Genomic DNA, 11,833 nt, shown 5'->3' on the forward strand with positions numbered 1-11,833 from the left:
GCGCCACCCCCGCAACTACCTGGCCTTTCTCGGCCTCGCCGCCGCACTGTGTTGCTACAAGCGACTCATCCGCCTCACCACGTAGGACACGGTCTTAGCTGGGGCGGACCAGGCTCAGTGCCTGGCAACGCTGGGACGGCGTGGGAACGGTCACGGGATGTTCTTGAGTAGGCGGAGGAACTTATCCACGTCCTGCGGTCGGTCGGTGGGCTTGTGGCGAGTCGCTTCCGCTACTACGGCTCGCCATGGCCCGTTTGCGGGCAGCAGCGGTAGGTTCTGCGCCGGACGCTCACCGGTCAGGATGGCTGCGATGAGCCGTCCGATGCTGTAGATGTCGGCACTTGCCGCCACGTTATGGGGATTTCCGGATGACAGCTCCGGCGCGGCGAATCCCTCGGACCCAAAGCCGGTGCCGGTCCGAGTTCGGTGCGAATCGCTAGTCTCCCCTCGGGGCTGGCGGCCCAGCCCCCAATCTGCCACGACCCACTTGCCGTTGAGGACTAGGCCGTGTTTTAGAAGTGGGCTTCATCGTTCGTCCTGCGCCGTGATGATCGCGGTGTGGGGCGAGGGGATCTTTCTGACAATCAGTGGGCCGTGCTGGAGCCAATGCTGCCGGTCGCGATACGGGGCAGGCCGGCGGTGGGGCGGAGGAGGCTGATCAATGGGATCCGGTGGCGCGTTCGTACCGGTGCTCCGTGGAGGGATCTGCCGTCGGAGTACGGTCCGTGGCAGACGGTCTATGGTCTCTTCCGCCGCTGGCAACGTAACGGCACCTGGTTCGAACTGCTGACCCGACTGCAGGCTCGGGCGGATGCGGCAGGGCTGATCACGTGGGAGGTCAACGTCGACTCCACGATCTGCCGGGCCCATCAGCATGCCGCAGGCGCCCGCCGCGACGGGCAGGCCCAGAAGGAACCGCCGGGCGGATCCCGCGCCGAGCCCGGCGATCACGGCTTGGGACGGTCCCGGGGAGGCTTCACCACCAAGGTCCATCTCGCCTGCGAGCAGGGCCAACGGCCGCTGAGTTTGCTGGTGACCGCAGGTCAGCGTGGTGACAGTCCCCAGTTCGCGGCAGTCCTGGAAGGCATCCGGGTGCCCCGCACCGGACCCGGACGTCCCCGTGTCCGCCCCCTGCGAGTGCGGGGCGATAAGGCGTACTCGTCCCGAGCCAGCCGGGCTTACCTGCGAAAGCGGGGAATCCTGTGCACGATCCCGGAGCGTGCCGACCAGGCCGCCAACCGCAAGCGACTCGGGCAGCCTGGCGGGCGGCCTCCGGCTTTCGATCGCGAGGACTACAAGGCCCGGCACGCGGTCGAGTGCGGAATCAACCGGCTCAAGCGCAACCGATCGGTGGCCTGCCGCTTCGACAAACTCGCGGTCCGCTTCGAGGCCACCGTCCTCATTGCCGCGATCAACGAATGGCTATGACCTACCACTGGTCCTTGACCGGCCGAAGGCATACCGCAGCTCCCGAGCGAGGGCCTGTGCGCCGAGCCAGCCGGCCACGGGCGTCACGCTCGCCGTGCTGTGTCCGGGCCCGGTGTGCACGGAGTTCGTCCAGTCCGTCGGCTTGGAGAGCGGCCACTGCCCGGGATTCGACGATCCCGACGCCGAGCGGGGAGTGGTCATCGCCGGGCTGCCCAGCGGATCGTCAACCGTTTGATGCGCCTGGCGCCTCAACGCGTGCTGCTGCCCCGGCTCGCCGGCAGGCCCTGGGAAGGAAGCGGCTCGCAGCTGACCGATCAGCCGAGCGATCCGAGCGCCGCTCACCAGTGCCGTGAGTTCGCGCCGTCCGGAATCGAGACCGTATGTGAGGCGGAGGCGCCGGTGATCCTTCGATGTGCCGCGCCTGCCTGATGGCGTTCGCCAAGGCCATCAGACAGGCGGCCCCACTTCCGAACACCTCGGTGACGCCAGGCTCCGTGAGCTGCTGCTCCGACGTGAACCGCGCGATGCCCGTGTCTTCCCACAGCACCTCACGGTGGGGTGATCGGCTTGTGACCGATCAGCAGTGCGGTCTGCATGTCGACGTAGCGGTCGTTATCGACGTGGGACCGACGGCTGAGCAGACTGCCCGCCCAGCCGAGGAAGAACCCGACGGGGACGGTTACCAGAGCGATGTTCTGCAGCGGAAACCAGTGGAAGTCCCGGTGCGGGAAGAGGGCTACGGGGTCACCGGAGACAGCGGGGCCGAATGCTTCGAGGACAACGCAGCACGCCAGTGATCCGTAGAGCGTCCACAGCAGCCCGGTTCTGGTGAAGCCCTTCCAGAAGAGGCTGTACACCAGTGCAGGGAGAACCACTGAAGCGGTCAGCGCGGCGGCGAACAAACTCAGGGCCACGATGCTCCAGTGGTGCAGCACAACAGCCAGGTACACGCTGACCAGGCCGAACACCATCACCGCTGCACGTGCCACGTTCACTTCGTTCCGTTCACCACCGCCACCTCGACGGCCCACCCGGGGGTACAGGTCGTGCGCCAGCGCCCCGGAGGCGGCCATGGAGAGCCCGGCGACGGTGCCGAGGACGGTGACGAACGCGGCGGAGGCGACCATGGTGAACAACAGCCCGGTGCCGCTTCCGGCAAGGGTGTCGGCGAGCAGGAACAGCGCTGTGTTTCCCTGCGGGTCGTGCGAGGCGATGACCTCGGCACCCAACGTCGCCGCCGCGCTCAGCCCGGTGAGAACCATGGCGCCGTAGAACAGCGTGATCATGACGACGGCGGCAGTGGAGGCCCGTCTGGCCGCCGGCCCGTTCCGGGAAGCGCTCACCCTCAAAACGATGTGCGGAAACACGGCAGACCCCAGGATGACGGTGACGCACAGCGAGACCAGATCCAGTCTGCCTGTCAGCGTGTCCCCGTACAGCAGGCCGGGGGCGTAGAAGGACTGCGCCCCGCCACGGTGGCCGGCAGCGGTCTCCAGCAGGGTGCCCAGGTCCCAGTGGGCACGGCTGAGGGCGGCCCAGCTCACCGCCAGAACCGTGCCGAAGACGACGATCACCTTGACGATCTCGATCATGCTGCTGCCCCGCATGCCGCCGAACGCGGCGAAGGAGACGATCAATGCTCCGATGAGAGCCGTGCAGACCTCGGCGGCACCCGGCCTGTTCAACCCGAGGACGTATGCCGTCACATCACCTGCCACCGTGAGCTGTACGACCATCACCGGCAGGCATACGGCCACCGTGATCACGGTGCCCGCGACCCTGGTCGCCGTGCCGGTCACACGGCTTTCCAGGACGGCACCGAGGGTGAAACGCCCGGTGTTGCGCAGGGGTTCGGCCAGCAGGAGAAGCACACCGAGTGAGGCGATGGCGCTGATGGCGATCACCATGCCGTCGTAGCCCGCGAGGGAAACGGCGCCGACGGAGCTGAGCAGGGCGGTGGTGAAGATGAAGTCGCCGGACAGCGCCAGAGCGTTTTTCGTCACGGACAGGGACGGTTGGCGGTGAAGAAGTCGGCGACCGTGTCGTTGTCCACACCCGCGACCAGGCAGAGCAGGAATGAGACGATGACGACCAGCAGGAATGCCATCAGGGGTGCGAACAGGCCGGAATCGCCGGCCGCGAGGACCGCGCCGGACGTCATGGTCTCCCCCAGTGGGCCGACTCGGACGCCGCAGCCCGGCCACGCAGTTCCTCGGCCCTCGGGTCGCAGTGGACGCGACAGGCGCGCTCATACCACAGGGCCGCGACCACCAAGGTCAGCGCAGCGGTGCCGAGCACCAGCAGCCCGAGGGTGAATGGGCCGGACACAGGGGTGGCCAGGCGGATCCCCGGGATCAGGTCGAGCAGGAGGGGAATGGCGGCAGCGGCCAGGTTGAGCACGAGCAGGCGGACCCTGAGCCGCCCTGAGGTCCTAGGTGCTGCAGAGCAAGGTGGTCAGTGGCTGCCTGCGGTGGTCTGGAACCGGGCGGACGGTCTTGGATGTACATGATGATGCGCGGCTCTCTGGATGGAGGGAGGTGGAACTTCCGGGCTGTCCGGGCCTCTGAGCGCAGCGCTCGACGCGCCGAGGCATGTCTGGTACTCGATCAGGGCGGGCTTGTCCCCAGGGACCGGGTTGATCAGCCGCGTGCGCCGCGGAAGAGCACTCCGGCCATGCCTGCGCCCCGTAGCTTCCTTACGTCGCAACGCTCATGTGCCGCCGTCACGGTGACGGCGGCAAAGACGTGGCGGCCAAGGCCCGTAGCGCGGCGACCGGTTTGCGCAGTCCGTAGGCGACGGCCGTCGACGTTCCGTCGGCATGACTCCAGGTCAGCAGCGCGCGTCCGTCGGCCACGCTGCCTTGCACCGTGGTCGGTTCACCGAGGAGCGGCAGACCTCCGACGATCTTGACGGTGAGACCGGCGACCTCGGTCCAGAAGTAGTCGTCCTGTGCTGGTCCCGACGGAGGGAGACCGAGGGCGGAGGCCGCCGCGGTCCTGCCCTGGGCGACGGCGTTGGACCAGAAGGGCGAGCGCCGGTCGGGCCGTGTTCCGTCGCCGCGGAGGTAGGTGACGTCGCCGGCAGCGAACACGCCGGGCACGGTGGTGGCGCAGGCATCGTCGATGCCGACGCCGAGGCGGTCGGCGAGGCCCGACCCTGCCAGCCAGCCGACGCAGGGTGCTTCTCCTGCGCAGGTGACCACCAGGTCCGCGGTGAGCTCGGTACCGTCCGGGAGCGCCACGCCGTTCACGGGGTGGCCGGTCAGGGTGGCGAAGCCGGTGGCCTGTATGAAGCGGATGCCGTGTGCTGAGGCTCGTGCGGTGATCTCGGCGGACAGGTGGTCGCCGAGGATGCGTTCCAGCGGCCGGTCGGCGTCCACGACGGTGACCGCGATGCCGCGGGCGGCGCAGGCGCTGGCCACCTCCATGCCGAGGAAGCCGGCGCCGACCACGATCGCCGAGCCGGCGTCCGCCAGGCGGGCGCGGAGTTGGCGGGCGTCGTCCAGGGTGCGCAGGACGAGTTCGCCCCGCTGCCCGGGGGCGGCGAGCCGGCGGGCGTCCGCGCCGGTGGCGACGATCAGCGCGTCGTAGCCGACCTGGCGGCCGTCGGCGGTCGTGACGGTGCGGCGCCGGGTGTCGGCCGCGACGGCGGCCGAGCGGATGACGTCGACGGCGATCCCGTCGAGGGCCAGGCCCAGGGTCTGGTCCGCGGCCGGGTCCTTCAGGACCGCCTTGGACAGGGGCGGGCGGGAGTACGCGCCGTGCTCCTCGGCGCCGATGATCGTGAGGGGTCCGGTGTGGCCGAGGGTGCGCAGGTGGCGGGCGGCGGTGGTGCCGGCGAGTGACTCGCCGACGATGAGCACCGAGCGCGGTGCGGTCACGACAGGACTCGCAGGGCGGCGACCGGGCAGGCGTTGACGGCCGCGCGGGCGGCGGACTGATGCTCGTCAGGGACGTCGGTGTCCTCGAAGTGGTAGGTGAGTTCGGCGTCGTCGTCCAGGCTGAAGACGTCGGGGGCCTGGTCGGCGCACAGGCCGTGGCCTTCGCAGCGTGGATGGTCGACGGAGATCTTCATGGTGCTGTCCTCAGCTGTCCTCGAACGGGCGAGCGGCGGGGTTCAGGCGGGGATGAGTTCGAGCGGCAGGCGCTCGAGGCGATGGATGACGTTGTTCAGGGCCCACTCGGGTGGGCCGGTCACCTCGATGCGGTCGACGCGTTCGACCAGGGCGCGGAGCATCGCTGAGGTCTCCATGCGGGCCAGGCCCTGGCCGGCGCAGCCGTGGGTGCCCTGCCCGAAGCCGAGTTGGCGGGCGGCGTCGCGGCGGATGTCGAAGGTGTCCGGGTCGTCCCACTCCAGCGGGTCGCGGTTCGCGGAGCCATAGAGGACCAGCACCCGGGAGCCCTTGGGGAGGGGGATGCCCGCGAGTTCCGTGTCGCAGGCGGCAGTGCGGGAGAAGGCGCGGATCGGGGATTCGTAGCGGACGATCTCGTTGACCGCTTTCGGGACCAGGTCCGGGTCCGCCTTCAGCAGGCGCCACTGTTCGGGGTGGGTGGCGAACAGGTACAGAGCGCTGGAGATGGCGCTGATCGTGGTGTCCAGGGAGGGCGCCAGGTAGTCGATCATCATGGTGACGCACTCGGCGGGCATGATCCGGCCCTCGTCGGCGGCGCGCAGCAGGTCGTGGCCCATGCTGCCGTCCAGCACGGACCGGTCGCGGACGACACCGCGGGCGTAGCGCATCATGCCGAGGGACGAGGGGAGGGTGCGCACCGCCTGGCGGTTGAACGGGCCCAGCGCGTCGAAGGTGGCGCCGGCCCAGCGCAGCAGGTGCTCGCGGCCCTGCCGGGGCCAGCCGACCAGGTCGGGGACGACCGACATCGGCAGCGCCGTGGCGACCTCCACCGCATCCACCGTCCGGCGGGCTACGGCTGCCGCGACCACGGCGGCCGCCTGCTCGTCGACCGTGTCCTTCATCGTGCGCAGCGCCCTGGGCGTGAGGCGATGCGCGAGGAGGGAGCGGCGGCGGGCGTGCTCCTCACCGTCACTGCACAGCGTGGTGCCCTGCCCCACACGGTTGGCAACGGGGTTCAGACCGACGCCGTCCGAGGAGACGAAGGTGTCGTCGTCCAGCAGCACCTGCTTGCACTCGGCGTAGCGCGGCAGGGCGTAGACCTTGTGCTTGCTCAACCAGACCACGGAGCCGAGCTCACGCAGCGCGGCGTAGTGCGGATGAGTGTCGCGGATGGCCGACGCCGAGTACAGATCGGGGCGGTAGACGGGAATTCCCGCAAGCATGGGCATGAACAGCCCTCCTGAAGGGGCGGTGACAGAGCGGGGGCAAGACGGGTGTGCGTGTGGGGCGGGCGGTCGGCGGACAGCTGACGGGAGCGCAGCCCCGGCGAGCTCCCGCTCCATCCCGTGCACGGGCGGGCGCCGTCAGCGCAACAACGCCGTAATGACGAAATAATCAAGCTTGATGGAATGCTGCGTCAAGAGTTACGGCAAAAAAAACGATGAACTCATCAGAACTGCGAGTGTTCTCTCTTCATGCGCCGGAGCAAGCTAGAGGACGGAGGCCGGCTCCCAGAGCGCGGCGTGCTTCTCCTTGCCCAGCTCGGCCCAGACCGTCTTGCCCTGCCGGGCGTGGCGGGTTCCCCAACGCTCGGCGAGCTGGGCGACGAGGAGCAGGCCGCGTCCGCCCTCGTCGAAGGCGCGGGCCCGGCGCAGGTGGGGGCTGGTGCTGCCGGCGTCGGACACCTCGCACAGGAGCGACTGGTCACGGATGAGGCGCAGGCGGACGGGGGGCCGGCCGTAGCGGATGGCGTTGGTGACCAGTTCGCTGACCACCAGTTCGGTGATGAAGTCGAGGTCACCCAGTCCCCAGGACGACAGCTGCCGGACGGCGCTCGAACGAGCCCGGGCGACGGCCGCCGGGTCGGCGTCCACGTCCCAGGCGGCGACTTGGTGGTCCCCGAGGGCCCGGGTGCGGGCGAGCAGCAGGGCGGCGTCGTCATGGGGCCGGCCTGCGGGCAGCAAGGCCTGGAGCACGGTGTCGCAGGTGGCCTCCAGGGATGCGGAAGGCTGTGCGAGGGCGTGGCGCAGGAGGGTGAGGCCCGCCTCGATATCGCGGTCGCGGGCTTCGACCAGGCCGTCGGTGTACAGGGCGAGGAGGCTGCCTTCGGGCAGGTCGACCTCCGCCGCTTCGAACGGCAGTCCGCCCAGGCCCAGCGGCGGACCGGGTGGCAGATCCAGGAGGTCGACGGTTCCGTCGCCGCTCACCACGGCGGGCAGCACGTGCCCCGCGCGGGCCAGGGAGCAGCGGCCGTCGACGGGGTCGTAAACGGCGTACAGGCATGTGGCGCCGACGTCCCCGGCCGTTTCCGGGTCCGGGTCGGCCGAGGCTTCGGCGGACAGCCGGATGACGACATCGTCCAGGTGTGTCAGCAGCTCCTCCGGAGGCAGGTCGACGTCGGCGAGGGTACGCACCGCGGTGCGCAGGCGCCCCATCGTGGCGGCGGCGTGAATGCCGTGGCCGACCACATCGCCCACGACCAGGGCGACCCTGGCTCCGGACAGCGGGATGACGTCATACCAGTCGCCACCCACACCGGCCTGGGCTCCGGCGGGCAGGTAGCGGCAGGCGACATCGACGGCGGTCTGCTCCGCCGCACGCCGTGGCAGCAGACTGCGCTGGAGAGTAAGGGCCGTGGCATGGGCGTGTGTGTAGCGGCGGGCGTTGTCGATGGCCACGGCCGCCCTGGCCGCGATCTCCTGGGCGAGGAACAGGTCCTCGTCGTCGAAGGGAACCGGGTCGCGGTGACGGCAGAACCGCGCGACGCCAAGAGTGGCGCCGCGGGCGCTCAGCGGCACCACCAGCGTCGAGCGGGCAGGAGGGGTGCCGAAGCCGTCGGCCGGATCCGTCGGCGTCGTCGTGTGCCGGGACGGCCGGCCGGTGGTCAGGGCGCGAGCCGTGACCGATCCGTCCGCGCAGGTGTGAACCGCCCCCAACCCGACCGCCGGCTCCGGGCCGCCTTGCGCCGAAGACGCCTGGGCGACCCGGCGCAGTACGAGCGGGCTCGGCGCCGGACCGTCGTAGCCGCTGACCACGGCGTCGAGCAGGTCGACGGTGACCAGGTCGGCGAAGTGGTCGAGGGCGAGGTCCGCCAGTTCCTGGGTGGTGCGAGCGATGTCCAGGGTGGTTCCGATGCGCAGACCGGCCTCGTTCACCAGGGACAGCCGCCATTGCAGTCGCCGGTCCCGCTCCTCCTGGAACGCCGTGACACCTTGCTCGGACGCGTCGTCGACGTATCCGTTCGCCATCGCGATCAGGAGGCGCGATGCCGCGCTGATCAACTCCGCGTCCTTCGTCAGCCGAGGCGTTTCGGCAAGCAGTCTGTCCAGGACGATGCCCTGACCGAACCGGAAGGCCCGCAACAGCGCTGTGACCGGCGGGCCGTGCCGGGCCAGCCGACGCGCGCGTTCCAGCTCGGCGGCCGGCGGATCTATCTCGCTCGGCTCGATGCCGTATTCCAGGCCGGCCAGCACGCCGACGACGTGCTCGGTGATGTTCTCGGACGTCATGCGGACGAGATCCGGGTTGCTCCACAGTTCGGGAACCTCACGCCGCAGGCACCGCACCACGTCGGCGATCACCTCGTCCGCCTTCGGCCCGAGGTCGCCGGCGACACGGGACACAAGGCTGGCGGCGGTGTACTCCACACTGTCGACGGTACGCCGTATGGGAGGCCCGTGAGCTGTCGGGATGGGAGGCCCGTGAGCGGTCGGGCATCGACAGTGTCCTGCTCGGTGCGGCGCGCAACCCGGTGCGTCAGCCGGTGGCGATCGCCGCCCCGGCGTACGCCACCGCCGTCAGGGCCAGTACGGCGGCGGGCAGGGCCCGCACGGGCGGGTCGCCGTGGCGCAGGTGGACCACCGCGGCAGCCACCATGAGCACAGCCAGCCCGGCAGCGGCGGCGACCCCGAGCGGGGTCGAAGCCAGGCCGAACAGCATCCCGGCGGCTCCCGCCACTTCCAGGGCGCCGATGACGCGGTAGAGACCCGGCGACATGCCGAGGTGCGCAGCTGCCTGCCGCATGAACGGCACCGCGGTGATCTTCGCCAGCCCCAGAGGGAGGAAGACCAGGGACAGCGCGACGGCGATCGTGGTGTGTACGGTTGTCATGCCGATCGTTCCCTGCGTTCAGCGCCCAGGCGGACGTAGTAGTCGATGAGTCCGGGGACATCCACGGTGGCCAGGTTGACGACCTGTTCGACCGGGGCGCCCTGGAGGAGGCGTTTGACGGGGACTTCGAGTTTCTTGCCGGTGCGGGTGTGCGGGATGCCCGGCACTTCGAGGATCTCGTCGGGGACGTGGCGGGGTGAGGCCCCGGTCCGGATGGCTTCCTTGATCTTCTCGCGGAGCGGGTCGTCCAGGGTCACCCCGGCGGCGAGCACCCCAGCGCGCTGCGATCGAACGTAACTCCTGAATGGAAGTATGTTTCCCATCCCACCTCGACCTCACCTTTCGACCGCTTCAGAAGGTGCCGGTAGTCTCCGATGCTCCACCGGGCTCGCTCCGGTTCCCAATGCTTGACGATCACTCTCATGATCGCGTCTCCGATATCCGGGTCGAGCAACCGCCGGGTACTGTCGGTGAGCTGCGTCTCCGTCGGCAACGACACCAGGACACTGTTGGGAGCACTGGTTTCCAGCCCGCCGACCCAGGCACCGACCCGGCGCGCGGTCCCGTCCTCGGGCGACAAGTCGATGTCGTAGCCCGGTCCCGGGGTGTCCGAATACCCCATCTCCTTCGAGCGGGAATGCTCGAAGATACGCACCAACCCGTCCACACTGAGATCTGCTGGCACCTTGTCGAACTCGGCAGTCGAGACCAACGACAACGCCAACTCCGGGTCGATCGTTTCCAGGTCGTCGAGGAAAGCGCGCATCGTCTGCGCCACTTCCTGACTCGACTGCACCCGCGTGCCCCAATATCCGGCCCAACAGGATGAGTCCAGCGGCAACAACGACGAACCCGGCTCGTGCGATCAGGCGCGGGGAGTACGTCTTGTACAGGCGCGCGACGACGGTGCTCGCGATGAAGATCGAGAGTGTGTACGGGATGATCGAGAACGACGTCTGCAAGCTGCTGCGGCCCTGGATGATCTGCATGTACAGCGGAATGAGGAAGTTGGCCGCGGTTCCCACGAACATCATCGTCGCCATGCAGATCGTGGTGGCGCGCTCGGCGCCGGTCTTGAGAACGTCGAGGTTGAAGAGCTGAGGCTTGTTCTGCGCCTTGCGGCTTCGCGTCCACTGGAAGAAGCCCTGCGCGCAGATGGTGCCGAGGACGATCAGGATTGCCGCGGGTGAAACACCGATGACCGAGAACGGCGCAGAGTCGGTGGCAAGGATGACGCCCCACGAGTTCAGGCCGCTGAATCCGAAGCTGAGCAGGATGACGGCAACGGCAGCAATGGCGGCGCCGGCCCAGTCGATGGTGATGTCCTTCTGCGGGGGAACAGGTTTGACCCGGAAGCTCAGGATCAGGTTGACCACCGCGAGAGCCACGACGAGGGCGAACGAGTATCGCCACCCGATCGTCGTCGCGAAGGAACCGGCGATGAGCAGCGCCAGCACACCGGCCGCCGGGATTGCTGCTGCCAGGTAACCGATGGCCTTTGCCTGCTGATCGCCACTGAAGTTCGTGGCGATGAAGACCGTCAATGCGGGAGCGATGAGGGCGATCACTGCGCCGGACGCAGCTTGCGCCACGAACAGCATTGCCGGGCTCTGACTCAGAGCAACCGCGGCCATCGCGAGGCCGTGAATCGCGACCGCAATCTGGAAGACCGGACGCGTTCCGTACCGGGCGCCGATCTTGGCTCCCAGCAGAATGAAGGCAGCCATGGCGAAGGTGCCCGCGGTGATCGCGGTGCCGACACTTGTTGCGGGCGTGTCGAGGTCGGTGGTGATACCGGCCATCGAGACGGTCAGGGCGTTGACGGCGAACGACGCCTGGATCTGGGTCAGGACCACCACGACGAGTGGTAGCCAGGAGGCGGTACTCACGGCGGCCGTTGTGGCGGCCGCGCCAGGCTTTACGGACATGATGGGTCACGCCTTCCTCGACACTGCGTGTACTCGCGACGTGCCCGGATCAGCCACGCACGGCTACATTAGCCGGAATTGTGCTGAATGGTCGCCTGCAGGTGGTTGGTTTCTTCGCGGTAGACCACCATCTCCCGTTGCAAGGCGCGTCGGAAGCGTGGTTGCTCGGCCACGAGTACGGCCAGGACGGTCAGCAGCAGCCACGTCGCGGCCGCGCTCGCGAGGAGCAACAGGACCGGAATCCACGGACCGCCCATCTGCTCGAGCAGCGTCGTCTTTGCCCAGACGCGCCAGT

General features: G+C 69.0%; 11 protein-coding genes and 2 pseudogenes. 1 reads left to right on the forward strand and 12 read right to left on the reverse strand.

Annotation, left to right across the window (positions count from 1 at the left end):
• Positions 1-558 precede the first annotated feature (558 nt).
• Positions 559-1,428, forward strand: coding sequence for an IS5 family transposase (locus ABT116_RS33165; RefSeq protein ID WP_351641355.1), 870 nt, complete (start codon positions 559-561; stop codon positions 1,426-1,428).
• Positions 1,429-1,976: 548 nt separating this feature from the next.
• Here ABT116_RS33165 and ABT116_RS33170 read toward each other — a convergent pair.
• The 12 genes and pseudogenes from ABT116_RS33170 to ABT116_RS33225 form a co-directional block, all read right to left on the reverse strand.
• Positions 1,977-3,431 (reverse strand): sodium:solute symporter family transporter, encoded by a 1,455-nt coding sequence (locus ABT116_RS33170; RefSeq protein WP_351641356.1) that lies wholly within the window; start codon positions 3,429-3,431, stop codon positions 1,977-1,979.
• Positions 3,428-3,589 carry a hypothetical protein gene (locus tag ABT116_RS33175; RefSeq protein WP_351641358.1) on the reverse strand — a complete coding sequence of 54 codons (162 nt, stop codon included), beginning with the start codon at positions 3,587-3,589 and terminating at the stop codon, positions 3,428-3,430. The genes ABT116_RS33170 and ABT116_RS33175 overlap by 4 nt, the downstream gene beginning before the upstream one ends.
• Positions 3,586-3,828: a DUF485 domain-containing protein gene (locus ABT116_RS33180; RefSeq protein WP_351641360.1), complete on the reverse strand. Its 243-nt coding sequence runs from the start codon at positions 3,826-3,828 to the stop codon at positions 3,586-3,588. The genes ABT116_RS33175 and ABT116_RS33180 overlap by 4 nt, the downstream gene beginning before the upstream one ends.
• 322 nt (positions 3,829-4,150) lie before the next feature.
• Entirely contained in the window at positions 4,151-5,308 is a 1,158-nt protein-coding gene (locus ABT116_RS33185; RefSeq protein WP_351641361.1) for an NAD(P)/FAD-dependent oxidoreductase, read from the reverse strand.
• On the reverse strand, positions 5,305-5,502 hold the full coding sequence (locus ABT116_RS33190) for a ferredoxin (protein WP_351641363.1): 198 nt from the start codon (positions 5,500-5,502) through the stop codon (positions 5,305-5,307). Before ABT116_RS33190 ends, ABT116_RS33185 begins: the two co-directional genes overlap by 4 nt.
• Positions 5,503-5,544: 42 nt before the next feature.
• The gene (locus ABT116_RS33195; protein ID WP_351641364.1) at positions 5,545-6,729 is read right to left on the reverse strand and encodes a cytochrome P450; all 1,185 of its coding nucleotides are present in this window, start codon (positions 6,727-6,729) and stop codon (positions 5,545-5,547) included.
• 261 nt (positions 6,730-6,990) lie between these two features.
• Positions 6,991-9,147, reverse strand: a complete 2,157-nt coding sequence (locus ABT116_RS33200) for a SpoIIE family protein phosphatase (RefSeq protein WP_351641366.1) — start codon at positions 9,145-9,147, stop codon at positions 6,991-6,993.
• Positions 9,148-9,256: 109 nt separating this feature from the next.
• Complete coding sequence (locus ABT116_RS33205) at positions 9,257-9,610, reverse strand: DoxX family protein (protein WP_351641367.1); 354 nt, start codon at positions 9,608-9,610, stop codon at positions 9,257-9,259.
• Positions 9,607-9,882: pseudogene (locus ABT116_RS33210) on the reverse strand (acetoacetate--CoA ligase); the annotation flags it as partial. The gene ABT116_RS33205 and the pseudogene ABT116_RS33210, both read right to left, overlap by 4 nt.
• On the reverse strand, positions 9,864-10,376 hold the full coding sequence (locus ABT116_RS33215; protein WP_351641371.1) for an Imm52 family immunity protein: 513 nt from the start codon (positions 10,374-10,376) through the stop codon (positions 9,864-9,866). The pseudogene ABT116_RS33210 and the gene ABT116_RS33215, both read right to left, overlap by 19 nt.
• Before the next feature lie 61 nt (positions 10,377-10,437).
• A pseudogene (locus ABT116_RS33220) lies at positions 10,438-11,538 on the reverse strand (MFS transporter); the annotation flags it as partial.
• A gap of 68 nt (positions 11,539-11,606) precedes the next feature.
• The coding region (locus tag ABT116_RS33225) for a hypothetical protein (RefSeq protein ID WP_351641369.1) at positions 11,607-11,833 on the reverse strand (227 nt) is incomplete at its 5' end.

The organism is Streptomyces sp. NPDC002130, from assembly GCF_040296465.1.
Classification (GTDB): Bacteria; Actinomycetota; Actinomycetes; order Streptomycetales; family Streptomycetaceae; genus Streptomyces.